Source organism: Aeromonas sp. V90_14, assembly GCF_029967615.1.
Classification (GTDB): domain Bacteria; phylum Pseudomonadota; class Gammaproteobacteria; order Enterobacterales; family Aeromonadaceae; genus Aeromonas; species Aeromonas hydrophila.
The window spans coordinates 150,924-176,594 of sequence record NZ_JASCAS010000043.1 but is presented as its reverse complement, the minus strand read 5'-3'; the positions used below and the strand labels follow the sequence as shown (position 1 = coordinate 176,594).

Annotated in this window: 22 protein-coding genes and 1 riboswitch; of the genes, 14 read left to right on the top strand and 8 right to left on the bottom strand. The window is 63.0% G+C overall.

Features of this window, described 5'->3' with window-relative positions:
- The first annotated feature begins 102 nt into the window (after positions 1–102).
- The 6 genes from argC (at position 103) to QLG02_RS17615 (ending at position 7,484) form a co-directional block, all read left to right on the top strand.
- A complete protein-coding gene (gene argC / locus QLG02_RS17640) occupies positions 103–1,110 on the top strand; it encodes an N-acetyl-gamma-glutamyl-phosphate reductase (protein ID WP_282465764.1) in 1,008 nt (335 codons plus the stop codon).
- 23 nt (positions 1,111–1,133) lie between these two features.
- Entirely contained in the window at positions 1,134–1,913 is a 780-nt protein-coding gene (gene argB, locus QLG02_RS17635) for an acetylglutamate kinase (protein ID WP_045790715.1), read from the top strand.
- A gap of 25 nt (positions 1,914–1,938) precedes the next feature.
- Positions 1,939–2,850 carry an ornithine carbamoyltransferase gene (locus QLG02_RS17630; RefSeq protein WP_282465763.1) on the top strand — a complete coding sequence of 304 codons (912 nt, stop codon included), beginning with the start codon at positions 1,939–1,941 and terminating at the stop codon, positions 2,848–2,850.
- A 54-nt stretch (positions 2,851–2,904) separates the two neighbouring features.
- A complete protein-coding gene (locus tag QLG02_RS17625) occupies positions 2,905–4,140 on the top strand; it encodes an argininosuccinate synthase (protein ID WP_016349361.1) in 1,236 nt (411 codons plus the stop codon).
- A 400-nt stretch (positions 4,141–4,540) separates the two neighbouring features.
- Entirely contained in the window at positions 4,541–5,926 is a 1,386-nt protein-coding gene (argH, locus tag QLG02_RS17620) for an argininosuccinate lyase (protein WP_282465762.1), read from the top strand.
- Between the two features lie 121 nt (positions 5,927–6,047).
- The gene (locus QLG02_RS17615; RefSeq protein ID WP_282465761.1) at positions 6,048–7,484 is read left to right on the top strand and encodes a HEPN domain-containing protein; all 1,437 of its coding nucleotides are present in this window, start codon (positions 6,048–6,050) and stop codon (positions 7,482–7,484) included.
- A 5-nt stretch (positions 7,485–7,489) separates the two neighbouring features.
- Here QLG02_RS17615 and QLG02_RS17610 read toward each other — a convergent pair whose 3' ends face one another.
- The 5 genes from QLG02_RS17610 to QLG02_RS17590 form a co-directional block, all read right to left on the bottom strand.
- On the bottom strand, positions 7,490–7,951 hold the full coding sequence (locus QLG02_RS17610; protein ID WP_282465760.1) for a hypothetical protein: 462 nt from the start codon (positions 7,949–7,951) through the stop codon (positions 7,490–7,492).
- A gap of 200 nt (positions 7,952–8,151) precedes the next feature.
- On the bottom strand, positions 8,152–8,364 hold the full coding sequence (locus tag QLG02_RS17605; RefSeq protein WP_282465759.1) for a hypothetical protein: 213 nt from the start codon (positions 8,362–8,364) through the stop codon (positions 8,152–8,154).
- Positions 8,365–8,472: 108 nt separating this feature from the next.
- The gene (locus QLG02_RS17600) at positions 8,473–8,814 is read right to left on the bottom strand and encodes a DUF1294 domain-containing protein (protein WP_282465758.1); all 342 of its coding nucleotides are present in this window, start codon (positions 8,812–8,814) and stop codon (positions 8,473–8,475) included.
- The gene (locus QLG02_RS17595) at positions 8,811–9,401 is read right to left on the bottom strand and encodes a sugar O-acetyltransferase (RefSeq protein ID WP_282465757.1); all 591 of its coding nucleotides are present in this window, start codon (positions 9,399–9,401) and stop codon (positions 8,811–8,813) included. Before QLG02_RS17595 ends, QLG02_RS17600 begins: the two co-directional genes overlap by 4 nt.
- Positions 9,402–9,481: 80 nt before the next feature.
- Positions 9,482–10,744 (bottom strand): MgtC/SapB family protein, encoded by a 1,263-nt coding sequence (locus tag QLG02_RS17590; protein WP_146061734.1) that lies wholly within the window; start codon positions 10,742–10,744, stop codon positions 9,482–9,484.
- 209 nt (positions 10,745–10,953) lie between these two features.
- Between QLG02_RS17590 and QLG02_RS17585 the strand changes: the two genes are divergently transcribed.
- From QLG02_RS17585 to cbl, 6 genes are all read left to right on the top strand, one after another.
- Complete coding sequence (locus QLG02_RS17585; protein WP_073348822.1) at positions 10,954–11,955, top strand: sulfate ABC transporter substrate-binding protein; 1,002 nt, start codon at positions 10,954–10,956, stop codon at positions 11,953–11,955.
- 56 nt (positions 11,956–12,011) lie between these two features.
- Positions 12,012–12,587: an alpha/beta hydrolase gene (locus tag QLG02_RS17580; RefSeq protein ID WP_270831410.1), complete on the top strand. Its 576-nt coding sequence runs from the start codon at positions 12,012–12,014 to the stop codon at positions 12,585–12,587.
- A gap of 279 nt (positions 12,588–12,866) precedes the next feature.
- Positions 12,867–13,706: a sulfate ABC transporter permease subunit CysT gene (cysT, locus tag QLG02_RS17575; RefSeq protein WP_005308571.1), complete on the top strand. Its 840-nt coding sequence runs from the start codon at positions 12,867–12,869 to the stop codon at positions 13,704–13,706.
- Complete coding sequence (gene cysW / locus QLG02_RS17570; protein WP_124252531.1) at positions 13,703–14,599, top strand: sulfate ABC transporter permease subunit CysW; 897 nt, start codon at positions 13,703–13,705, stop codon at positions 14,597–14,599. The genes cysT and cysW overlap by 4 nt, the downstream gene beginning before the upstream one ends.
- A 22-nt stretch (positions 14,600–14,621) precedes the next feature.
- Positions 14,622–15,689, top strand: coding sequence for a sulfate ABC transporter ATP-binding protein (locus tag QLG02_RS17565; RefSeq protein WP_011704575.1), 1,068 nt, complete (start codon positions 14,622–14,624; stop codon positions 15,687–15,689).
- A gap of 176 nt (positions 15,690–15,865) precedes the next feature.
- Positions 15,866–16,813, top strand: a complete 948-nt coding sequence (cbl, locus tag QLG02_RS17560) for an HTH-type transcriptional regulator Cbl (protein WP_011704576.1) — start codon at positions 15,866–15,868, stop codon at positions 16,811–16,813.
- Positions 16,814–16,890: 77 nt separating this feature from the next.
- Here cbl and gbpA read toward each other — a convergent pair whose 3' ends face one another.
- Positions 16,891–18,315 (bottom strand): N-acetylglucosamine-binding protein GbpA, encoded by a 1,425-nt coding sequence (gene gbpA, locus QLG02_RS17555; protein ID WP_282465756.1) that lies wholly within the window; start codon positions 18,313–18,315, stop codon positions 16,891–16,893.
- 62 nt (positions 18,316–18,377) lie between these two features.
- A riboswitch (cyclic di-GMP riboswitch) is annotated at positions 18,378–18,463 on the bottom strand.
- Between the two features lie 265 nt (positions 18,464–18,728).
- Entirely contained in the window at positions 18,729–20,426 is a 1,698-nt protein-coding gene (locus QLG02_RS17550; RefSeq protein WP_139707125.1) for a methyl-accepting chemotaxis protein, read from the bottom strand.
- A gap of 295 nt (positions 20,427–20,721) precedes the next feature.
- Between QLG02_RS17550 and QLG02_RS17545 the strand changes: the two genes are divergently transcribed.
- Together QLG02_RS17545 and QLG02_RS17540 are read left to right on the top strand one after the other, a co-directional pair.
- Positions 20,722–22,569, top strand: a complete 1,848-nt coding sequence (locus tag QLG02_RS17545; RefSeq protein ID WP_158198063.1) for a M3 family metallopeptidase — start codon at positions 20,722–20,724, stop codon at positions 22,567–22,569.
- A 76-nt stretch (positions 22,570–22,645) separates the two neighbouring features.
- The gene (locus tag QLG02_RS17540) at positions 22,646–23,437 is read left to right on the top strand and encodes an ABC transporter substrate-binding protein (RefSeq protein WP_282465755.1); all 792 of its coding nucleotides are present in this window, start codon (positions 22,646–22,648) and stop codon (positions 23,435–23,437) included.
- Positions 23,438–23,450: 13 nt separating this feature from the next.
- Here the strand turns inward: QLG02_RS17540 and QLG02_RS17535 are convergent, their stop codons facing one another.
- Positions 23,451–25,646 (bottom strand): glycoside hydrolase, encoded by a 2,196-nt coding sequence (locus QLG02_RS17535; protein ID WP_282465754.1) that lies wholly within the window; start codon positions 25,644–25,646, stop codon positions 23,451–23,453.
- Positions 25,647–25,671 lie beyond the last annotated feature (25 nt).

Genomic DNA, 25,671 nt, shown 5'->3' with positions numbered 1-25,671 from the left:
CCGCCTGAATTGCCCCTCCGCACTTGTGCATGGGGCATCGAACCCCCTTGTGCACCGCAGCACCATGCTGTGAATCTCGAACTCTGACTTGGAATACTCAACATGCTTAACACCGTTATCGTCGGTGCCAGTGGCTACGCGGGAGCCGAGCTGGCCGCCCTGGTCCAGAACCATCCACAACTCAAGCTGTTCGGCCTCTATGTTTCCGCCGGCAGCCAGGACGCCCACAAGCGTTTTTCTTCTCTGCATCCCCAGTGGGTCGGCGCGCTGGATCAGCCGCTGCTGCCGCTGGACGAAGATGGCATGACCCGGATCCTGACCCAGGCCGATCTGGTGCTGCTGGCCACCGCCCACGAGGTGAGCGCCGAGCTTGCGCCGAAGTTTCTCGCCAAGGGGCTGCCGGTGTTTGATCTCTCCGGGGCCTTCCGAGTCAGGGATCAGCAGTTCTACGCCTCTTACTACGGCTTCACCCACGAGAGCGAGCAGTGGCTGGATCAGGCCGCCTACGGCCTGGCCGAGTGGAATGCCGAAGCGGTCAAGGCGGCCCAGCTGATTGCGGTGCCAGGTTGCTACCCGACCGCTTCTCTGTGTGCTCTCAAGCCGCTGCAGCAGGCAGGACTGATTGCCAAGGGGTGGCAGCCCATCATCAATGCCGTCTCCGGGGTCTCCGGGGCCGGTCGCAAGGCGGCCATCAACACCAGCTTCTGCGAGGTGAGCCTCAATCCCTACGGCACCTTCAATCACAGGCATCAGCCGGAGATCAGCCACCACCTCGGCAAGGAGGTGCTGTTCCAGCCCCACCTTGGCAACTATGTGCGCGGCATCCTGGCCACCATCTATGTGCAGCTGGCGGACGGCGTGACCCCCACTCAAGTGGATCAGGCCTATCTCAAGGCCTACGAAGGCAAGCCGCTGGTGCGTCTGACCGGCCAGATGCCCTCCATCCGTGGTGTTGCGGGCACCCCGTACTGCGACCTCGCCTGGCAACAGCAGGGCAACATGCTGGTGGTGGTTTGTGCCATCGACAACCTGCTCAAGGGCGCCGCTTCCCAGGCCATGCAGTGCATAAATATCAAATTCGGATTTGAACCGGCCACCGGCCTGATTTAAGGACTCAAGGAAGGATCGCAACGATGGACAAGCAGACTCTGGTAATCAAGTTGGGTGGCGCACTGATCGAAAACGACGAGGCGCTGACCGCCCTGTTCGCCACCCTCAAAACCTTTCTGGACGAGCAGCACAGACCCCTGGTGCTGGTGCACGGCGGCGGCTGCCTGGTGGATGACCTGCTCAAGGGGCTGGGTCTCACCTCCACCAAGAAGAACGGTCTGCGGGTGACCCCGTTCGAGCAGATCCCCTTCATCGCCGGCGCGCTGGCTGGTACCGCCAACAAGATGATGATGGCCAAGGCCATCGCCACCGACATCCCGGCGGTGGGGCTCTGTCTGGCGGACGGCGGTCTGTGCCAGGTGACCCAGCTCGACCCGGCGCTCGGCGCCGTGGGTGACTGCCAGCCGGGCAATCCGGCGCTGGTGGCGGGCATCCTCGCTCAAGGCTTCCTGCCGGTGGTGAGCTCCATCGGCATCACGGCTCAGGGGCAGCTGATGAACGTCAATGCGGATCAGGCGGCCACCGCCATTGCCGAGGCGCTGGGCGCCGATCTGGTGATGCTCTCCGATGTGAGCGGCATCCTGGATGGCAAGGGCAAGCTGGTGCCTCAGCTCGACAAGGTGACCGCGCTGGATCTGATGGAGAAGGGGGTGATCAGCGACGGCATGGCGGTCAAGGTGAAAGCCGCCCTGCATGCCGCCGAGACCCTGGGCAAACCGGTCTGTGTCGCCAGCTGGCGCTACCCGGATCAGCTGCTCAAGCTGCTGGCTGGCGGCGCCGTCGGCACCCAGGTCACCCTCTGATCTCCACCGGAACAAGGAATATCCGATGCAACATCTTCTGAAAGACAGTGATTTGAGCAAGGCCCAGATCGAGGCGCTGATTGCGCTGGGCAAAGCGGTCAAGGCCGATCCGAAAAAGTACGGCCAGGCGCTGGCGGGCAAGAGCGTGGTGACTCTGTTCGAGAAACCCTCCCTGCGTACCCGGGTCACCTTCGACATCGGCATCGCCAAGCTGGGTGGCCACAGCGTCTATCTGGATCAGCAGAACGGCGCGCTGGGCAAACGGGAATCGGTGAAGGATTTCGCCGCCAACCTGTCGCGCTGGTGTGATGCCATCGTCGCCCGGGTGTTCGATCACCAGACCCTGGTCGAGCTGGCGGAGCACGGCACTGTGCCGGTGGTGAACAGCCTGTGCAACCTCTATCACCCCTGTCAGGGGCTGGCGGACTTTATGACCATTGCCGAGCATTACGACGATCTGTCGAAGGTGAAGCTTGCCTACCTCGGCGATGGCAACAACGTCAGCCACTCTCTGCTGCTGCTGGGAGCGACCCTCGGCACCGACGTGACCCTGGTCTGCCCGAAAGGCCACGGCCCGGATACCCAGATCTTCCTGCAGGCCCAGGCGCTGGCAGCCCAGTCCGGTGCGACCATCCACATCAGCGACGACGTGGCGGCCATCGAAGGGTTTGACGTGGCCTACACGGATACCTGGGTCTCCATGGGTGACAACACGCCAATGGAGCAGGTAAAAGATATCTTTATGCCTTATCAGATCAACCAGGCCCTGCTCGACCGTACCGGCATCCAGCACGTGCTGCACTGCCAGCCGGCGCACCGGGAGCTGGAGATCACCTCTCAGGTCATGGACGGGCCTGGCTCCCTCATCATGGACGAGGCAGAAAACCGGATGCATATCCAGAACGCCGTGCTGCTGAGCCTGCTTGGGCACAAATAACGGCAACCGACCCCAAATAACACCCTTTTATCGAATCATCATGGAGAGAAGTAAATGAGCGGAATCAACAAGATCGTACTGGCTTACTCGGGCGGACTGGATACCTCGGCCATCATTCCCTGGCTGAAGGAAAACTATGATGCGGAGATCATCGCCTTCGTCGCCGACGTCGGTCAGGAGCGTGACGATCTGGAAGGGATCGAGCAAAAGGCCATCGCCTCCGGCGCCACCAAGTGCATCGTCAAGGATCTGCGGGAAGAGTTCGTCAAAGAGTACGTCTACCCGACCCTGAAGACCGGCGCCGTCTATGAGGGCACCTACCTGCTGGGTACCTCCATGGCCCGTCCGGTGATCGCCAAGGCGATGGTCGAGGCCGCGCTGGCGGAAGGGGCCGATGCCATCTCCCACGGTTGCACCGGCAAGGGCAACGATCAGGTGCGTTTCGAAGGTGCGGTGGCCGCGCTGGCGCCCCAGCTGAAAGTGATCGCCCCCTGGCGTCTGTGGGACATGCGCTCCCGGGAAGATCTGCTGGCCTACCTGGAGACCCGCAACATCCCCTGCAAGGCGACCCTGAAGAAGATCTACAGCCGCGATGCCAACGCCTGGCACATCTCCACCGAGGGTGGTGAGCTGGAGAGCACCTGGAACGAGCCGTCCGAAGCGGTCTGGCAGTGGACCGTGCCCGCCGAGCAGGCACCGGATCAGCCGGAGTACGTCAAGCTGACCGTGGCCCAGGGTGAAGTGGTGGCCGTTGACGACCAGCCGCTCAGCCCGCACCAGATCCTGATGACCCTGAACGAGCGTGCCGGCAAGCACGGCGTGGGCCGCATCGACATCACCGAAAACCGGATGGTGGGCATGAAGTCCCGCGGCTGTTACGAGACCCCGGGCGGTACCGTGATGGTCGCCGCACTGCGCGCCGTGGAAGAGCTGGTCTTGGATCGCCCGACCCGCGCCTGGCGGGAAAAGCTGGGGGCCGAGTTCTCCCACCTGGTCTATGACGGTCGCTGGTTCACCCCGCTGTGCAAGGCCATTGTCGCCTCTGCCAACGCCATTGCCGAAGATCTGGACGGTGAAGTGGTGCTGAAGATGTACAAGGGTCAGGTCACCGCGGTGCAGAAGAAGTCGCCGAACAGCCTCTACTCCGAAGACTTCGCCACCTTCGGCGCCGACGAAGTGTACGACCAGAGCCATGCCGAAGGCTTTATCCGTCTCTACACCCTGGCCAGCCGGATCCGCGCCATGAAGGAGCAGCATCAGGCCATCGGTGGCGATCACACCCACGGCTAAGCCGCTGGAGTTTAATCCGCTGGTACCGAAGAGGGGGCATTGCCCCCTCTTGTATCAATGGGGTGTGAGCAGAGCGGCAGCGCCCCGGCCGCTTCTGTGCGATAACAGGGGCTGTGTGAATACGATGCTGACGTATTTTCTCCCTTCTCCCGCCTACTTGAAAAACAAGGGGAGAAGGGTCGGGGATGAGGGGGAATTACCCTCACCCTAGCCCTCTCCCAGAGGGAGAGGGGATCGGTTCGTAGCTGCTGGATGTGACGTGTTTAACGGCAACAGCGTCGCTCACCACCGCACTGTTATGCAGAAAAATACAGGGCAAGATTTTTGCGCGCAGGCCAAGGGGCTGCGCCAGTACGGCAGGCGCAAGGGCGTCGCCGACAACGCATTCAAGGAGAGCAGTATGGCACTTTGGGGTGGACGCTTCAGTCAGGGAGCCGATAGCCGGTTCAAGCAGTTCAACGATTCGCTGCGGTTCGATTACCGGCTGGCGGAGCAGGATATTCAAGGCTCCATGGCCTGGGCCAAAGCGCTGGTCAAGGTGGGCGTGTTGACCGAGGGTGAGCAGGGCAAGTTGCAGCAGGCGATGGAAGTGCTGCTCACCTCGGTGCAGCAGGATCCCCAGCAGATCCTGAGCTCGGATGCCGAAGATATCCACTCCTGGGTCGAGAGCCAGCTCATCGCCGCCGTCGGCGATTTGGGCAAGAAGCTGCACACCGGCCGCTCGCGCAACGATCAGGTCGCCACCGACCTGAAACTCTGGTGCAAGGCCCAGGGCGAGCTGCTGCTTGGCTCCATCACCGCCCTGCAACAGGGGCTGGTCGCCTCCGCTCGCGAAAATCAGGCCGCGGTACTGCCCGGTTACACCCACCTGCAGCGGGCCCAGCCGGTCACCTACGCCCACTGGGCACTGGCCTATGTGGAGATGCTGGAGCGGGATTACTCCCGGCTGCAGGATGCCCTCAAGCGCCTCGACACCAGCCCGCTCGGCTGCGGCGCGCTGGCGGGCACCGCCTACGCCATCGACCGCGAAGCCTTGGCGCTCGACATGGGCTTTGCCGGCGCGACCCGCAACAGCCTGGATTCGGTCTCCGATCGGGATCATGTGGTGGAGCTGATGCACGTGGCGTCCCTCTCCATGACCCACCTGTCGCGCTTTGCCGAAGATCTCATCTTCTACAACACCGGCGAGGCGGGTTTTGTCGAGCTCTCCGATGCGGTTACTTCCGGCTCGTCGCTGATGCCGCAGAAGAAGAACCCGGATGCGCTGGAGCTTATTCGTGGCAAGACCGGCCGGGTGGTCGGCGCCCAGATGGGCATGCTGATGAGCCTCAAGGCGCTGCCGCTGGCCTACAACAAGGACATGCAGGAAGACAAAGAGGGGCTGTTCGATGCCCTCGACACCTGGCACGACTGCCTCGACATGGCGGCGCTGGTGCTGATCGATCTGAAGGTCAACGGCGAGCGCACCATGGCGGCGGCCCAGGGGGGCTACGCCAACGCCACCGAGCTGGCAGACTATCTGGTGGCCAAGGGCATTCCGTTCCGTGAGGCGCACCATATCGTCGGCGAGACCGTGGTCTACGCGATCCAGGTGAAGAAGCCGCTGGAAGAGCTGACCATCGGCGAGTTCCAGCGCTTCAGCCCGGTGATCGAGTTCGACGTCTACCCCAATCTGGAACTGGAAGCTACCCTGGCCAAGCGGGTCGCCAAAGGCGGCGTCGCCCGCGAGCAGATCGAAGGCGCACTGGTCGCCGCCGAAGCCTGGCTGGCCAAGCGGGCGGGTTAATCCACGGTAATAGTCATCCGAAATAGAAAGCAAAACGGCAACCTCGGTTGCCGTTTTCATTATTAATCGGTATGTTATTAACCGTGTGCTATTAAAGAATAAAACTCTTCGAGATATTAGAATGGAAGCTTTTAGGAAAGAGGTCTTACACCTAGATGAAAATCAAGCCATCAATGTTACATGGAAATATAATGAAAATAGTTTTGCAGGTAAACTATCTTTGTCTCCAAGTAATATCACAATAAAATTTACAGGAGAAACAAGAAGCGGAAGAGAGTTTCCATTTTTATCAATACCTGAAGATGAATTGATTTGTGGTTCATTCACAAGCACCTTTATAGCGTATAACTTAAAACCTATCCGTGGCTTCAGTAAAAATCTTGATGGAAAATCAACATTTTTTGAGTGTGAATACTCTGTCGGGTACCTGATCTTTCTCCCTACAAGTTATTATAACGAAAAGCTTGGTGTTGAATGTATAGATATACATTCAGACATACTAAGCTCCTGGATTGGAATTACCAAAAAACAACAAGAAATAATAGAGCTTCATCGTCAAGGTAAAAACTTATTCACTCATGAATTTGATGCAAACCAAATATCATGTTGTGTGAATGAGGATATGTTTTTATCTATTGGATATAATCTATCGACCTACCAATCTTTTAAAGATTTTAGCTATGGATTTGAATATCGCCCATCGTTGAGTTTGCACTTCAGAAACGACCAAAACCTTTCTTCAATAAAACATTTATTTGATGATATTTATTCATTCCTATGTTTTGTTATAGGAGGTGACTTTCCTATAAAAAAAGTCGCGTTGCATGTTGAACACTATAGCCAAAGAATGCTCGGATATCTTTATTTCCCAACCAACATTGAACATCGAGCAGAAAGATCCCCATATAATTTCTTCCCTCTTGGGCACGATCTTGCATTTGATACCATTGGGCTACCTTCTCTTCCCATTCATGTTTTTGAAAAATTTTTCGCATTAGAGAAAAAACATAAATCATTATTCGTTAAATTCTTAAAATACAGGCGCATGAATAATATAGAGGAGAGATTCTTAGGTTACTTCAGGCTACTAGAGTCTCTCTGTTATCAGACAAAATGTCATCTGGATCCAGATGCACTTAATGCATTAATTAAACGAGTAAAACCATTCGTGAGGAGATACTTCAATAATAGTAAAGGTGTATCATCATTTTTGAACGGAATACCTCGTTTCAATAGAAGCAAATATAACACTGAGAAATTTATATCTGACTTCTATAGGACATTATCGACAACAATAACTAATGAATGGAACCTAAATTCAGAAGACATCAAAGATATATGTACTCTTAGAAATGACATGACACACGCAAACGACTTTTATATCAATGAGCAAGAATTAACAAGGAAGACTGTTTTTATCGAGACATTACTTATATTTTCTCTAGGCGAAAAAATCGGGATAGATACGGAAATTATGGGGGCCGTCATCCATAGGCTCAATGGGTACCATATATTGATAAATAGTGATATTAATTACACGAAAGCATTATCAAATTAACAGAACTAAGCTGTTGCATTAAAAAACTTGCCGACGCCTTCCCCCTTGCCATTGGGCAGGGTCTGCTTGAAGGCATAGAGCAGCTGATCGAGGTTGAGATCGCTGTTGCCAAGGGATCCCTTGAGGGTGTCGAGCTCGCTCTGCAGCGCGTCGAGGCGGGTGCTCTGGGTGCTGTCGGCCAGCTGGGTGCGGGCGGCGTCGATGGCCTGGGGCAGCGACTGGCCCGAGTACTCCTGGCCCAAGGTCTGCATCAGCGCCCCCATAAAGTGGTTGATGGCGGGGCGGTTCTGCTCGCTGTTGGCATCCTTGACCCCCAGCCGCTGGAACAGGCTCTGCACCGTGGGGGCGAGCCGCTCTTCCTGGACGGGGGGCTCGGCCTTGGCCTGTGGCGTGCCATCGCCGAGCAGCTTGCTGCCGAGCTTGAGGGCAAGGGAGGCGAGGGGAAGCAGGGTGCTGATGGCGATCATGATGTCACTCTCCGTACGACTGATGTCATGACGGAGCAGGGAATGGGCCAGCTTGGCGAAAATTCAGCCTGAAAATGGCAGGGGACTGATCCTGCTGTGAATTTAGTTTTTGCCTGGCAGGAGGCGGGTGAGCGTGGGAGGGAGCGGCGGCAAACCCTTGCAGCCCGGGGGCTGGCCGGTTTGCCGCCCGGCTTGCCGGATCAGAGCTCCTTGAACGGGCGGCTCTTCTCCTCCTCGATGACGATGGCCTCCAGATTGGCGATGCGCTCCTGCAGCTGATTGATGAGCACGTCCTGTTTGCCGAGGCGGTCGGTGATGCGAATATCCCCCAGCTGGTAGCGGGCCCGCTTGCTGAGAAAACCGAACAGTGCGCTGATGAAGACGATCAGCACGATACCGGTCCACATGGTCATGAGTGACTCCTTGCCGATGAACAAACGAGAAAACAGCCTGATTGCCTTCTGTTGTCTCATACCCGATTGCCGGCTGCAATGGCCGGCAACCGAGCACTGCGACCCGCGTCAGATCGTCTGCCAGAGCGGACGGCCGAGCCAGAGTCCCCACAGGGTGAGGTGCAGCAGCACGATGAACCAGAACACCCTGCGGTAGCTCCCCTTCTGGGTCTTGTGGCGCAACCAGTGACGGGCTACCAGGGCGCCAGGCCAGCCACCGAACAGCTCCAGCAGGTGGAGCCGGGATTCGGGGATGCGCCAGCCACCGCGAATGGCCTGGCGCTTGTCGTGGGCGTAGGCCAGCACCGTCAGCAGGCTCATGGTGGTGAGGATGGCGAGGGGCCACCAGTTGGTGTCGGCCAGGCCGAGCCAGGCGGTCCACAGCAGGGGAAGCAGGGCGAGCCAGATCACAGGGCCAGCTCCCAGCCACGGGGGGCGTCCGGGCTCAGGCTGCGGATCACGCGCGCCGGGTTGCCCACCGCCACCGAGTCGGCCGGGATGTCGCGGGTGACCACGGCGCCGGCACCTATGATGGAGCGCGGCCCTATGGTGACGCCGGGGCAGATGATGGCGCCGCCGCCAATCCAGCAGTCATCGCCAATCCACACCGGCTTGTTGTAGGCGGTCCAGTTGCGTCGCTCCAGATAGTCCATGGTGTGGGTGGCGGTGTAGATCTGCACGTTGGGGGCCAGCAGCACATGGCTGCCGATGTGCACTTCACCCACGTCGAGAATGGTGATGTTGAAGTTGAAGAAGGTCTTCTCGCCGATGTGGATGTTGCGGCCGAATTCGCAGGTGAAGGGCGTGCTGATCCAGCAGGAGTCGGGGCAGTGGCCGAACAGCTCGCCGCACAGGCGCTGGCGCAGGGCTTCGTCACCGGCCGGGGAGGCGTTGAGTTGTGCCAGCAGCGCCTGACCACGGATCCGGTCGTTCGCTATCTCCTCGCTCTGGCTGTCCAGGGCGCCGCCCGCCAGTACCTTGTCCCAATCGCTTGCCATGCTACAGCTCCTCTCATGTGCCAAGAGGAGCCAGTATACGCGAGCACTCTGGCGGCGTCAGGCTGTCACTTGCTGCAACCTCAGGCGCCGGGCCAGATCAGCGGCAGGATCAGCAGGGCCGAGACGAAGTAGGGCAGCAGCACCCGCAGCCCCAGCCGGCGACCGCCGATCCCCAGGGCCAGCAGCCCTTTCACCAGCGAGTTGACCAGCCCGGCCAGCAGGATGCCGCGGGCCGCCACCTCCAGCGCCAGCTCCTTGTGGGAGAGCTGGGAGAGCGACAAGGTGATGGCGTCCACGTCGGTGATGCCGGAGACCAGCGACAGCAGGTAGACCCCGGAGTTGCCTACCTTGTCTTGCAGCAGAGTTGCCATAAAGCCGATCAGCGCCAGCAGCAGGCCGAACTTGATAGCGGTGGCCAGATCGAGCGGGTTGCTGGTTTCCGGTTGCACCGGGCCGTCGGGCAGCTCCTCGCGTTGGCGCCAGAACCAGAAGGCAAAGCCGTAGACGGTAGCCGCCAGCAGCAGCAGGGGCGCCGCCAGGCGCATCGCCAGCTCGCTGTGAATGAGCAGTACCAGCACCAGCAGCCGCAGCCACATGGTGGCCCCCGCCAGCAAGATGCCGGTGGCCAGCAGTCGCTCCAGCCCGCCCTGCTCCTTGTTGAGGCGGGCAAACTGCAGGGTGAGGGCGGTGGAGGAGGCAAGCCCCGCCAGTATGCTGGTGAGCACCAGCCCGGCGCGGGTGCCGAGCAGGCGCACCGCGAAGTGGCCGCAAAACGAGATGCCGGCGATCACCACCACCATCAGCCAGATCTTGAAGGGGTTGAAGGCATCGAGCGGCCCCATCTCCTCGTTGGGCAGCACCGGCAACAGCACCAGCGAGATGAGCAAAAAGCGCAGGGTGGCGTGAAATTCGGTCTCGCTCAGAAACAGCATCCCCTGCTGGATCTTGCCCTTGAGCCCCATCAGCAGGGCCGCCAGCACGGCGCAGGCCACCGCCTCGCTCGGGCTCAGCAGCACCGACATCAGCCCCAGCAGATAGGTGAGCAGCATGGCCACCGAGCTGGTGAGACCGAACTCCCCCTGCCAGCGCTGGGCCAGCCAGACCGAGAGGCCGCAACCCGTCACCACCGCCAGCAGGCCGAGCAGCGGCAGCCAGGGGCCGAGGGTGGGCAGCAGCAGGGCGCAGACCCCTCCGAGCAGGCCGATGAGGCCGTAGGTGCGCATCCCGGCGATGCGTTGGTTGTCCCCCAGCTGGCGCACCTGCCAGCCCCGCTCCAGTCCGATGATGAGGCCGATGGCCAGCGACACCAGGGCGCCATTGACGGGTTCTGCATTGATCCACATAACGACTTCCTTTTCGTCATCTGCCTGCCTTGTTTCCATGATGGCACAGCCGGCACCGGGCCAGCGCGGCCTGGCTCACAGAGTGCGCGAATGGCGCCTATGGCCTCCTGATATGAGCAAATGAGATAAGCAAAGCGTTATTTCTTGGTTCTCGGCATAACAAGCCCGCGGCATGCTGCATTCAACCCAACGAGATATGGAGTATCCCCATGAAACTGCGAATGACCGCCCTGACCCTGCTCTCCCTGCTGGCCCTCGGTCAGGCCAATGCCGCCGAGATCCGCCTGCTCAACGTCTCCTACGATCCGACCCGCGAACTGTTCCAGGAGTACAACGGCGCCTTCGCCAAGGAGTGGAAGGCGAAGACCGGCGACGACGTGGTGGTCAGCCAGTCCCATGGCGGCTCCGGCAAGCAGGCGCGCGCTGTGGTGGACGGGCTGGAGGCGGACGTGGTGTCGCTGGCGCTGGCCTACGACGTCGATGCCGTGGCCAAGCAGGGGCTGACAGCCGCCGACTGGCAGAGCCGGTTGGCCAACAATGCGGCGCCCTACACCTCCACCATCGTGTTCCTGGTGCGCAAGGACAATCCCAAGCAGATCAAGGACTGGGATGATCTGGTGCGCAAGGACGTGGCCATCGTCACCCCCAACCCCAAGACCTCCGGCGGAGCGCGCTGGAACTACCTGGCTGCCTGGGGCTATGCCCTGAAGAAGAGCGGCAGCGAGGAGGGGGCCAAGCAGTTTGTCGGCGATCTCTACAAGAACGTGAAGGTGCTGGACTCCGGCGCCCGCGGTGCCACCACCAGCTTCATCGAGCGTGGCCTCGGCGACGTGCTGCTGGCCTGGGAGAACGAAGCCCTGCTGGTGCTGGGTCAGCCCGGCAATAGCGACAAGTTCGAGCTGGTGGTGCCGTCGGTCTCCATCCTGGCCGAGCCGCCGGTGGCGGTGGTGGACAAGGTGGCCAAGAAGCACGGCACCGAGGCGGTGGCCAAGGCTTACCTCGACTACCTCTACTCCGACGAGGGGCAGCGCATCATCGCCAAATATCATTATCGCCCCAGCAACCCGGCGATCCAGAAGGAGACCGCGGCCCAGTTCCCGCAACTGGCGCTGTTCACCGTCAAGGATCTGGAAGGGGATTGGGACAAGGCGCAGAAGAAGCACTTCGCCCAGGGCGCCCTGTTTGACCAGATCTACCAGCCGGGTCGCTAAGCGACCGGCCATCGCTAACTTAACTGGCCCCTGTGCCAGCTGATAGGAGCACCAAGATGAACAAGATCCTCCTGGTTCCCGGTCTGCACAACAGTGGGCCGGATCACTGGCAGAGCCGCTGGCACCAATACTTCCCCCACTGGCAGCGGATGGTGGGGCTGCCGTGGGATCGGCCTGACCTCACGGTCTGGAGCGCCAAGCTGGCGAGCAAGCTGCGCAGCCGGCGCGGCCGGGCCCACCTGGTGGCCCACTCCTTCGGTGCGCTGGCGGCCATCACGGCGGCGCGCCAGCAGCCCGACAAGGTGGCCTCGCTGTTCATCGTGGCCCCGGCGGATCCGGCCCGCTTTGGCTTGCCAGACGAACTGCTGGCAGGGTCGCTCAAGGTGTCGGCCCAGCTGGTGGCCAGCCGCAACGATCCCTGGATGAGTTTTGAGCGGGCCGAGTACTGGAGCCGCCAGTGGCAGGTGCCGCTGTTCGATGCCGGCGAGGTGGGCCACATCAATGCCCAGTCCGGCCACGGCGAGTGGAATCAGGGGCTCAACCTGCTCGGCACCCTCTATCGACGGGCCGAGATGGTGGTGGAGCCGACGCCGGCGCTGTGGGAACGGCGGGCGGCCTTGAGTTTTCGCTGAGCGGCGAGCGTTGATCACAGAGGTTTGGAACAGAGAAGGGGGGCAGGCACCCGACACCACGACAGTCTGATTTGGATAGCTTGGTACATTGCACGATGCTCCATTTTTAGGTCTTTTATTTATATAAAAGACCTTTTTTTCATTTTATGGCTCTAAAAGCCTTGTCCGCCGCTGTTAGACAAAAAAGTGCTTAGCAAAGGCGTTATTGGTGTTTGTTGCCCCAAACAGGAATGCGCAGAATCGCTGTATCTAATGTTTTTCATAACAAACGGATGCGTTATGCGATTTGGTTCTTACTCCGTGCTGCCGGGCTTCGGCCCGACCCTCGGCTTCAGCCTGCTCTATCTGGGCGTGCTGGTGCTGCTGCCGCTCTCGGCGCTGGTGCTGTTCGCGGTGAACAATCTGACCCTGGCCGAGTTCTGGCAGGTGATAGGTTCGCCGCGGGTGCTCGCCTCCTTTCGTCTGAGCTTCGGGGCCGCCCTGGTGGCGGCGCTGCTCAACGCCCTGTTCGGCCTGATCCTGGCCTGGGTGCTGGTGCGCTACACCTTCCCTGGCCGTCGACTGGTGGATGCCCTGATCGACCTGCCGTTCGCCATGCCCACCGCCGTCTCCGGCATCGCCCTGTGCGCCATCTTCGCCCCCAACGGCTGGATCGGGCAGTGGGTCGCCCCGTTTGGCATCGAGCTCGCCTACAACCCCATCGGGGTGGTGATTGCGCTCACCTTCATCGGGCTGCCGTTCGTGGTGCGTACCCTGCAGCCGGTGCTGCGGGAAGCCGAGACCGAGCAGGAGGAAGCCGCCGCCAGCCTGGGCGCCGACCGCTGGCAGACCTTCATCCGGGTGCTGTGGCCAACCCTGGTGCCGGCCCTGCTGACCGGCTTTGCCCTGGCCTTCGCACGGGCGGTGGGGGAGTACGGCTCCGTCATCTTCATCGCCGGCAACCTGCCGATGGTGTCGGAGATCGCGCCGCTGATGATCATGAGCCACCTGGAGGAGTACGACTATGCCGGCGCCTCCGCCATCGCCGTGGTCATGCTGCTGATCTCTTTCATTTTGTTACTGCTTATCAACAAGCTGCAGGCCTGGAGCTGGGCCCGTATCGGAGGGAGCCGGATATGAACGCATCCAACGCAAGCCTGGCGCTGGCCACGGGCGAGGCGGCGCCGACCACCTCGGTGCGCCAGCCCCCCGTCATCCGCGAGCCGGTCTGGGTCAAGTGGCTGCTGATCACGATCGGTCTCGGCTGGTTTGCCGCCCTGCTGCTGCTGCCGCTGGCCACCGTCTTCATCCAGGCGCTGAGCCCTGGCCTGGCCTTCTTCTGGCACGCCATCAGCGAGCCGGACGCCCTCAGTGCCCTCGGCCTCACCGCCCTGGTGACCCTCTGCTCGGTGCCCCTCAACCTGCTGTTCGGGATCGCCGCGGCCTGGGCCATCGCCCGCTTCCGCTTCCCGGGCCGGCAGCTGCTCATCACCATCATCGATCTGCCGTTCTCCGTATCACCGGTGATCGCGGGGCTGATGTTCGTGCTGATGTTCGGCAGCCGCGGCTGGTTCGGCGAATGGCTGAGCGAGCACGACATCAAGGTGATCTTCGCCACCCCCGGCATCATCCTGGCCACCACCTTCATCACCGTGCCCTTCGTGGTGCGCGAGCTGCTGCCCCAGATGGAGGCGCGCGGCCCGGAAGAGGAAGAGGCGGCCATCATGCTGGGGGCGAGCGGCCTGCAGATGTTCTGGCGGGTCACCCTGCCCGGCATCCGCTGGAGCCTGATGTACGGCCTGCTGCTCTGTACCGCCCGGGCGGTGGGGGAGTTCGGCGCCGTGTCGGTGGTCTCCGGCCACATTCGCGGCCAGACCAACACCCTGCCGCTGCACATCGAGATCCTCTACAACGAGTACCAGACCGGCGCCGCCTTCGCGGTGGCCAGCCTGTTGGCCCTGTTCGGGATCTTCACCCTGCTGGGGGAAACCCTGCTGGCCCGGCTGCGTGCCCAGCCCACTCACTCTCACTGATCACCGAATTCAAGAGGCTGCCATGAGCATTCAGGTACAAGGACTCAACAAGCATTTCAACCAGTACGCGGCGCTGGCCGACATCAACCTCGACTTTCACGACGGTGAGCTGGTGGCGCTGCTCGGCCCCTCCGGCTGCGGCAAGACCACTTTGCTGCGGATCATCGCCGGGCTGGAGCAGGCCGACAGCGGCAGCGTGATCATCCGCGGCGAGGATGCCTCGGATCTGCACGTGCGCGAGCGCAACGTCGGCTTCGTGTTCCAGCACTACGCCCTGTTTCGCCACATGACGGTGTTCGAGAACGTGGCGTTTGGCCTGCGGGTCAAGCCGCGCAGCGAGCGACCGGCCGAGGCGGCGATCCGCGCCAGGGTCAAGGAGCTGCTGGATCTGGTGCAGCTCAGCCACGTGGCCGCGCGCTACCCGACCCAGCTCTCCGGCGGCCAGCGTCAGCGGGTCGCGCTGGCCCGCGCGCTGGCGGTGCAGCCCAAGGTGCTGCTGCTGGACGAGCCCTTCGGCGCCCTCGATGCCCAGGTGCGCAAAGAGCTGCGCCGCTGGCTGCGCGAGCTGCACGACGAGCTGCACGTCACCAGCCTGTTCGTCACCCACGATCAGGAGGAGGCGCTGGAGGTGGCGGACCGGGTGGTGCTGATGAATGCCGGCAAGGTCGAGCAGATCGGCACCCCGGCCGAGGTCTACGACCAGCCCGCCAGTTCCTTCGTGCACAGCTTCCTCGGCAGCGTGAACCTGTTTCGCGGCCGGGTGGCCGGGCAGGGGCTCGGCATCGGCGAGCAGCTGCTGGGCGGGCCCATCAGCTCCCAGCTGGCGGAGGGCAGCGCGGCCGTCGCCTATGTTCGTCCCCACGAGCTGGAGATACTGCCGGCAGATGCGCCGGGCGGCATCAGCGCCACCATCACCCGCCTGCTGCCCATGGGGCCGCGCATCCGGGTGGAACTGCGTGGCAATGGGGATACAAACGGTGCACACTTCGAAGCCGAGCTGAGCAAGGAGGCGGCCCGCGCCTTCAGCCCGGGCCAGGGGGTGCGGCTGGTGGCCAAACAGGCCCAGCTCTACCCGGATTACCAGATTTAAGTGGCAGGCCCCTGGCGGGCCGCGCAGGCAAGCAGCGTGACCATGGCGGGATCTGCCCGCCTGGGATACAACAGGGTCAGTATGGCGGCCAGAGTTCAGGCTCGGGCGGCCAGACAAGATAACAACAAGGCGGCGGGGAGGACCCCGACCTGCCGGTCAGCTCAGGAGGCGATGACGTGAATTTTCAGCAGTTGCGAATTATCCGGGAGGCGGCACGGCGGGATTACAACCTGACCGAGGTGGCCAATGCCCTGTTTACCTCCCAGTCCGGGGTCAGCCGCCATATCCGCGAGCTGGAAGAGGAGCTGGGGATCGAGTTGTTCATCCGCTACGGCAAGCGGCTGCTCGGCATGACCGAGCCGGGCAAGGAGCTGCTGGTGATCGCCGAGCGCATCCTCAACGACGCCAACAACATCCGCAAGCTGGCCAGCACCTTCGCCAACCGCGAGTCGGGCCGGCTGCTGGTGGCGACCACCCATACCCAGGCCCGTTATGCCTTGCCACGAGTGGTGAAGGCGTTTCGCGAGCAGTTCCCGCTGGTGCAGCTGGAGCTGCGCCAGGGCAGCCCGGAGGAGATAGTGCGGCTGGTGCAGACCGGCGAGGTGGACATCGGCATCAGCAGCGAGCAGCTCGACAAGAGCGAAGGGGTGGTGGCGTTTCCCTACTACCGCTGGCACCACAACATAGTGGTGCCGGAGCAGCATCCGCTCACCGCCGAGCGGGAGCTGACTTTGGCGGCGCTGGCGCACTGGCCCATCATCACCTACCAGGCCGGCCTGACCGGGCGGGCGCGGGTGGACGAGGCGTTTGCCGAGGCCGGCATCGCCCCGCAGATCCTGCTGACCGCGCAGGACTCCGACGTCATCAAGACTTATGTCGAGCTGGAGATGGGGGTGGGTATTTTGGCGGACATGGCGTTCGACACCCAGCGCGACAAGGGGCTGGTGCAGCTGGACGGCAGCCGGCTGTTCGCGCCCCACACCGCCTGGATCGGTCTCAAGCAGGGGCAGTTCCAGCACAACTTCGCCTGGCAGTTCATCCAGCTCTGCAACCCGGAGCTGGCGCTGGCGGACATCCAGGCCCGCGCCATGGGCAGCGAGGCGGCCATCGATTTCCAGATCTGAGGTGGTGCATCAGAGAAAACGGGGAGCCAGTGGCTCCCCGTTTTGTTGATGGCGTCATGCTGTGCCTGCGGCTCAGTTCACCTCACCTGGATCCAGGCATCCTGCCAATTGGTGCCGACCCCGGGTTCATACTGGGTGGCACTGGCCGACCACTGGCTGCACCAGCCGCGATAGGGGAAGGGCTTGCACTGGTAGACCTTGCCGTTCTTGGGTTGCAGCACCTTGGTGCCGTCGGTGTAGGACTTGAGCCCGTCCGGGAAGGTGAACTGGTAGTCACCGCCGGCGGCCGGATCCTTGAGCATCAGATCCAGGGTCTGCTGCACCGCCTCGCCACCGGCCTTGGGTTTGCCCTCGATCACCAGCTGGTGGTGACCGGCGCTGAGCCCGGTCAGCGGCATGGTGAAGCTGTGGGTGCTGTCCTTGATGTCGGCGCTGGTCTGCCCCTTGGCGGCCCCACCGTGATCATAAAGGGTGTTGGTGACGGTCAGATCGCCCTCGGCAGCCACGGTAAAGTTGAGGGTAAGCTTGCCCTCGTCGAGCAGGTAGTCGCTCTCCAGACCGCTCACGCTGACGCCGTTGCTCACCGGCGGCTGCTGTTGCTCGAGCTGGATCTCGACCCGCTCCAGGGCGCTGCCGGCCTTGAAGTAGACCGGGTTCTGGCCGTAGACGGGGTTGAACTGGCCTTCGCCACTCTGCTGGCCGGCGCGGATCTGGCTCTGCTCTGCATTGATCTTGCTCGCCAGGGCGTGGGTCCAGTTGTTCTTCTGGCCCTGCTCCGGGCTGGCGATGGTCAGCTCGGTCTGCAGATCGGGGCGCACGCCGTTGGCGTCGAACACCAGGGTTCTGGCCTTGTCGCCGACCGCCAGCTCGGTGGAAGGATAGATGGTGCCGCCCTGGCTCCAGGCCAGCGGCGGCTGGGTGCCTCCCTTGAAGTTGGCGTCGATCACGTTATAGAAGCTGTTGCTGGTGTCTCCCACTTCCCACACTCCCAGGATCACCTGATAGCCGGTGCGCTGGGGCAGATTGCACTGGTGGGTGACCTGCTTGGGCGGCTGGGTCATGTTGCCGTCCACCACGCAGAAGGGGGTGAGCTCGAAGGCGGCGCGGGTCAGCGGCTGGTTCGGGTTCCAGTCCTGCTTGGTGAGGTAGTAGCGCCAGTTGCGGGTGACGTGGTTGGCGGTGAAGGTCCAGCTGATGGCGAAGGGGCCGGCCTGTACCTCGCGGCGGGTCCAGCGGTCGCTGGTCTGGGCGTTCAGCTCGCGCCAGCTGGCACTGCCGGCCGAGGCGATCTGGCCATCGGGCGGACCGGCCTGCGGGAAGCCGGAGGGGCCTTCCACGCTCTGGGGCTCCCATTGCACCGAGCCGCACTGGCTGTTGCCGCCGGTCTTGCACAGGTAGTTGCGCGATTCCGGCTGGCTGATGTAGCCGTGGGCGAGCACGCTGCCACTGACCAGCAGGGCCAGGGTCGCAGCGACGTGATTGAGTTGAATTTTTGCTGCCATACATTCCTCTGTTCGACAGATGTGGGCAGTCAAGTTGGCAGGGGGAGTTCCCCGAAGCACGATGTGGCAACCCCGCTATCCTGGACGACATGTCTTTAGACCGGAGGCTTTGCGTCCTGGCCTTTCAACCAGTTTGCCAAATGACTACATAAAGGGTCATGGTGTCGCGTTTGGCGACAACCCATCATGGCTATTTTTGATTAAATAATTAAGTGTAAATCTTTACAGCTTGACCTCATCGGAGTAGAGCAAACACTTAACTGTTTGTTTTTAAATGGTGGTTAACTGAACGCCGCCGCATCAATGTCGTCGAACTGGTCGACAAGATGCAAAAAATCCACATTTTTCATCAATGAAGCACGCCCCCGTCAGCCGGGCTGACGGGGGCGTGCGCTGCGACAGGGCAGGACGGATCAGTGGCGAACGCGGGGACGTTCAGCCGGGCTCACCTGCCGATGCAGAGGGGCGAGCCGCTGCTCCAGCTGCTGGTCGATGGCGCTGCCGAGCTTGAATACCGCCAGCCGCTCGTCCAGGCTGCGCGAAAGCCCGGCCAGCAGTTCGCTCTCCTGGGCCAGCTGGGAGGCAGACTGGGACATCTCCAGCGCCGAGTCGTTGATGCCGCTGACGTTGCGGTTCATGTCCTCCGCCACCATGCTCTGCTGTTCCGCCGCGGTCGCTATCTGGGTCGCCATGTCGCTGACGTGCTGGATATGGTTGACGATGAGGGAGAGATCCTGGCCCGCCTTCTCCGACTGGCTGACGCTGCTCTCCGCCAGCTTGCGGCTGGCGTCCATGGCGCTGGCGGCGGTCACCGCCCGCTGTTGCAGCTGGGCTATGGTGCTCTGGATCTCCTCGGTGGACTGGCGGGTGCGACTGGCCAGCTGGCGCACCTCGTCAGCCACCACGGCAAACCCGCGGCCCTGCTCGCCGGCGCGGGCCGCCTCGATGGCGGCGTTGAGGGCCAGCAGGTTGGTCTGCTCCGAGATGGCGCTGATGACCGCCGTCACCTCGCTTATCTGCATCACCCCCTCCTTGAGCTGGTTGACCTGCAGGGTGGCCTGTTCCACCTCGGTGGCCAGCGCCTGGATGCCGTGCACGCTGGCGTGCACGTCACGGTTGCCGAGGCCGGCCTCGCTGGTGGCGTCCTGGGTGTCGCGGGCGGTGTTCTCGGCGTGGCCCGCCACGTCGGAGATGGTGGCGCTCATCTCGTTCATGGCGGTGGCGAGCTGGGCCAGCTGATCCCGCTGGCTGTTGACCGCCTGGTTGGTCTGTTCGGCGGAGGCGGCGATGCGCAGGGCGGCATCCGCCACGTTGCGGGCCCCCTGGCTCGCCTCCAGCAGGGCGCGGCGAATGGCGTCGAGCCCCTGGTTGGTGCAGCGGGCGACGGCCCCCAGCTCATCCTTGCCGTGTACCGGGATGCTCACCACCAGATCGCCGGCGGCCACCTGCTGCATGGCCCGGTTGATCTCCGCCAGCGGATTGACGATGGAGCGGCTGATGGCAAAGCCCAGCAGCCCCATCAGCAGGGTCACCAGCAAGGTAGCGCCCCCCATCAGCTGATACTGGGACCAGATGGTGGCCTGGATGTCCTGCAGCAACACGCCGGAGCCGAGGATCCAGCCCCAGGGCTGATAACCGGCCACCAGCGACATCTTCTGGGCCGCCTCGCCGGAGGGGGAGATCCACTTGTATTCCAGTCGGCCGCTGTGGCCCCCCTTGCCGAGATCCACCATCTGCTGCCAGTGGACGCCGGCGGTGGCGGTGCCGCTCTCGCCCATCTGCTGGCCGACCAGCTCGGGTCTGACGGGGTGCACCACCATCCGGCGGTTCTCGTCCAGCACGAACAGGTAGTTGTCGCCGTCAAAGCGCATGCTGTTGAGCATGGCCTTGGCTTCGGCCTGGGCCTGGGGGGCAGGCAGGGTGGTCGCCAGCGTCTGGATCCGGCTCATGGCGAGATCCAGCACGGCCTGCAGCCTGGCTTCCCGTTCACTCATCAGGTTGCGATGAAGGGCACTGACCGAGATGAGCAGCAGTGCGATGAAACCGATCAGCGCCAGTGAGAGCAACAGCATCAATTTGCGGCTCACGGCAATATCACCGAGCTTGAACATAGTCTCTTCCTTAACTTTCCCGTGCGGGTATGGTGGTGGCCAGTCCGTTGGCTGGCCCTGATTATTTTGTTATTAACATTTAATTAACTTTCAATGACTTGGGGTCATAAAACGCCAATTGAGCAATTTGACAATCAGTATAGCCAGCAGACAGAAACCCTCGCTTTTGATAGCGTGATGGCGCGCATCCCGGCGCACCATTTGTCTGCTCAATTTGCAGAAAATGTGAATGAGTTGGCATTTCACCAAAAAGGAGTGGGCGCCCTCGCGGCCGCCCCATAACAAGAGGGAAGTTATGAGTTCCATTGCCAGGAATTATCTCAACCAGCTCAACGCCGACTACCTGCAGGTACACAGGCGCAAGGAGGACCTGTTCTGGTCCACCTACATGGGCACCAGCGACGATCAGGCCGGCTTCACCGCCGCCGAGCAGGCCTACAAGGCGTTCTGCGCCGATCCGGCGCGCCTGCCGGTACTGCGGCAGATGCAGGCCCAGGCCGAGGAGACCGAGCTCAAGCGCGGTCTGGGGGGCTGGATCGCCTTCTTCGAGTGCAACGTCATCGAGGATCCTCAGGCCGCCGCCCTGATGGACGAGCTGGTGGCCGCCGAGGCGGCGCTGTTTGCCCGCCGCCGGGAGCTGAAGCTGACCTTGCTGGACGAGCAGGGCCGTCAGGTGGCCGGCAGCCTGCCCGCCGCCAGCACGGCGCTGGCCGCCAGTAGCGACGAGGCGGTGCGCCAAAGTGCGCTCGCCATGTTCCACACCCTGGAGCAGTGGGTGGTGGACAACGGCTATCTGGCCATCGTCGCGCTGCGCAACCGCTTCGCCCGCGCCATGGGTTATCGCGACTACTTCGACTACAAGGTGCACAAGAACGAGCAGATGAGCCCGGCGCAGCTGTTCGCCATTCTCGACGACTTCATCGCCGGCACCGAGCAGCGGCTGCACCAGAGCCTGGCCGAGCTGAAAGCGGCCAAGGGGGAGGCGGCCCTGCTGCCCCACAACCTGCGCTACAGCGTGAGTGGCGATGTGACCCGCCAGCTCGACCCTTACGTGCCCTTCTCGCGGGCGCTGCAGGACTGGGTCGAGAGCTTTCGCCGGCTCGGCATCCAGTACCGCGGCGCCACCCTCACCCTGGATCTGCTGACCCGGGAGGGGAAATACGAGAACGGCTTCTGCCACGGCCCGGTGCCGAGCTTCTGGCAGGAGGGGGAGTGGGTGCCGGCGGTGGTCAATTTCACCAGCCTGGCCAACCCGGCCCAGGTGGGCAGCGGCTGGAGCGGGCTCAACACCCTGTTCCACGAGGGTGGCCATGCGGCGCACTTTGCCAATGTCACCGGCAACGCTCCCTGCTTCTCCCAGGAGTTCCCGCCCACTTCCATGGCCTACGCCGAGACCCAGTCGATGTTCTGCGACAGCCTGCTGGACGATGCGGACTGGCTCAAGCGCTACGCCAGAAACGCGGCGGGGGAGCCGATCCCCGATGCGCTGATCAAGGCGATGATCGAGGCGCGCCAGCCGTTTCGCGCCTTCAACGAGCGCCAGATCGCGCTGGTGGCCTACTTCGAGCGGGATCTCTACGCCATGGACGAGGCCGAGCGCACCCCGGCCGCCGTGCTGGCACTGGCCCGCCGCTGGGAGCGCCAAATCCTGGGGGTGGAGAGCCCGCGTCCGCTGCTGGCGATCCCGCACCTGCTCAACCAGGAGTCGGCCTGTGCCTATCACGGCTACCTGCTGGCGCTGATGGCGGTGGAGCAGACCCGCGCCTACTTCCTCAAACGCGACGGCTACCTCACCGACAACCCGCGCATCGGGCCGGATCTGGCCGCCCACTACTGGGGGCCGGGCAACGGCATGACCCATGACGAGACGCTGCAGAGCCTGACCGGCAAGGGCTTCAGCGCGGGGCCGCTGGCCCGGGCCTGCAACCAGAGCGTGGCCGAGGCGTGGCAGCAGGCAGAAGCCTGTATGGCGGCGGCCCGCCAACGTCCGCCGGTCGGCGAGGGTGAGCCGCTCAATGCCCGCATCCGGGTGGTTCACGGCGACCAGCTTATCGCCGACAATAGCGGTTCCGAAGCGGCCATGCTGGCCGACTTCGAGCGCTGGATCCGCGACCACTACCAGGAGACGGTGACCAGCCACTGAGGCGCAAGCCGGTGAACATGCGTTATGTCAGACCCCTGCCGCGGCAGGGGTCTGTTTTCATGGGAAGGAGTCGAGGGTGGGAACAACAGCGCGGTGGCGGTGGCTTCTGGTCACGCTGCTGCTGACGGGAGGGCTGGCGCAGCCGGCCCGGGCACTGCAGGCGCTGACCGAGCAGATGCCCCCTTACAACTATCAGCTGGCCGGTCAGCCGGTGAGCGGTTTCTCGGTGGATCTGCTGCATGTCCTGCTGGCGCGCAGCGGCCTGGCGCTGCGCGGTGACATCCAGCTGCAGCCCTGGGCGCGGGCCTATCAGAATGCCCGCTATCAGGCGGGCAGCATCCTCTTCTCGGTGGCGCGTACCCCGGAGCGGGAGCAGCAGTTCCAGTGGGTGGGGCCGGTCGGGCCGCGTACCATCAGGGTGTGGCGGCTGAGCTCGCGCACCGACATCCAGCCCCGCAGCCTGCAGGAGGCGAGCCACTACCGGATCGCGGTGGTGCGCAATTCGGCCTCGGCCCAGCAGCTGATCCGCCAGGGGCTGGCGCCGGTCAGCGTCAACAGCGAGGAGGACAAGTTTCGCATGCTGCTGCGCGGCCGGGTGGAGCTGGTGACGGCGCTGGATCTGGGGGCCGCCTTTCACATGCACCAGCTGGGCCACGGCCTCGAGGCGCTTACCCCGCTGTTCGTCTATGACGACGGCGAGCAGTACTACTTCGCCCTCAACCTGGCGACGGAGACGGCCAAGGTGCAGGCCCTGCAGCGAGCCCTCGACCAGATGCGCCAGGATGGCTCGCTGGAGGCGCTGCGCCGGCGCTGGCTCAACCTCCATGCATTGCCGCCTGCCCCGGCCAGCGGGGCGACCCCCTCCTGATGCCGGCCCGGGCTCAGCCCTGGATCTTCAGCACGCTGACCGGTTTGTCCTTGAGCGCCACCAGCAGCTGGCGGCCCGGCAGCTTGTGACCGTCGATCATGATGGAGCTGTGGCCGAAGTTGGCCACCAGCCGGCTGCCGTCGGAGAAGCGGGTCTCCTGCACCCGGCCCACCCCGTCACGCCAGCGAAAGCCCACCAGTGCCTTGTCCCACAGCGCCTCGTGCAGCGGGCCGAACTGGCTGTCTAGCCTCACCAGCTCCGGCAGGCGGCTCGCCAGCGTGCTGCGACTCAGGTTGACCAGCGGCGGCGTGTTGTAGAGCAGGCCGAGCAGGGCGCGCTCCTCCTTGATGCCCGGGAATTTCAGGTTGTCCAGCAGCCAGTGGTGGCTGTTGAGCACGGAGTCGTGGAACACCGCCTGATAGAGGGGCAGCCGATCTGCCGGGTTGAACACCGTCTTCAGGTAGCGCGGCTTGAGCCGGGCGGGCTGGAAGAAGACCTGCGGCGCCTCGTCCGGCCACCACTTGCCGAGGTAGTAGGGGGACTTGGCCTGCTTGCGCATGGCGGCATCGGTCCAGCCAAAGCCCCAGCTCTGGATGCCGTGGGCAAACAGCAGCGGCTTGCTGGTGAGGGCGTTGCCATCCTCCGAGCCCAGCACCAGCCCGAGCCGCTCACCCACCCAGCTCATGCGGGCGTTGCGGTCGGCGATCATCGCCTGGCTGCCCTGCTGGTGGGCCGGGTTGTAATCGTTGGAGGCCATGGCGGTGCCGTCCACGTCGAGGAACAGGCTGTTGATGCCGCTGGCCTTGGCCAGCTCGCTCATGCGGCTCTTGGCAAACGGCAGGGTGCAGCCGGGATTGAGATAGACCCCCTCGCCACCAAAGCCCGGCTTGGGCTTGCCGTTGGCCTCGACGATGGCGCAGCGCTTGCCGATCTCCGGCGGCAGCTGGGCGGTGAGCCAGCTGTCGTTGGTGCCGGGCGCGATGGCGGTATCGTAGGAGTCATAGCTGCCCACCAGATAGCCCTGGCGCTGGGCGGCGGTGAGGGCATAGCCCTGCTGCAGGGCCGCCGTCCACTGCGGAGTGCCGAGCCACAGCTTGCGTAGTCCCGCCTGCTGCAGCGCCTCGATCACCGGCAGCGACAACCCCTGGCCCCAGCGCTCCTGCGCCACCAGTTGCTCGCCGAACTGGCTCTTGACCCACTGCTGGCGCAGGGCCAGCACCTTGCTCTGGGCCTGCGGGCCCTGCTGGGCAGGCAGCGGCAACTGGTCGGCAATCAGCCGGTTGAGACCCGCCATGATCAGCGCCTGCTGCCAGGGCTCTGGCGCCTTGGCGGCCAGCGCCTCCCGCTCCTCGCTGTTGAAGCCTTGCAGCCACTCCGGCTTTTGCCGGAGCTTGGCCTGCAGCGCGGGCCAGGCCGTCACATCTTGCCGATCGAGCAGGGCATCACCCCACAGGTAGACATGGCTGGCGCCGATCAGCCGCCGCCCGGCGGGGATGCGGGCGACCTTGTCGGCCAGAGACTGCCAGGCCCCCTCGCTCTGCAGCCACGCCCGGTAGCGGCGGGCACCGGCCAGCCAGTCATCTCCTACGCTCAGCCGCACCACCATGGGCGCCTGCTGGTTGAAGCTGCTGAATTCATGGCTGGCGCTCAGCTGCAGCCGGCCTCCCTGGCGGCTGAAGCGAAGCCGGTTGTCATAGGGGGTCTGCAGGATCCAGCTGTAGGTTTGCTTGCCGGCATCCTGGCTCCAGAGCGGCAGCTTGAGGTCGTAGTGGGTGTTGAGTTCGGCCAGCTCGTCGCCGACATAGCCGAGCCAGTCGCTGTCGCGCACCGAGAAGCGGCTGCCCTCGCCGAAGGCCAGGGAGAGGTGGGTCTGGTTTTTCGGCAGGCTGAACCAGGCCAGCTGACGGGGACTGTCGCTGACCAGCGTCAGCAAGAGGTCGTCGCCATCCAGCTTGACCTCCACCCTGGCGTTCTGGGCGGGCCAGTGCCAGCTGGCCTGCTGCTCCCCTTGTCGCAACTGATCGACCTGGCGGGCGGGCTGGCCCGCGCTGACCGGGATCTGGTTGACCGAGATGGCCAGGGTATCGGGATCGATGCGGTAACGCTGGGTCTCGCCCTGCAGCGTCAGGGGGGCGGCGGCCAGCGGCGCCGCCAGCAGTGAAATCAACAGCCAGCCCAGTGCTGGCGCCCGTATCGGCAAATCGTTCATGCAACATCCTTGACCTGATTGATGC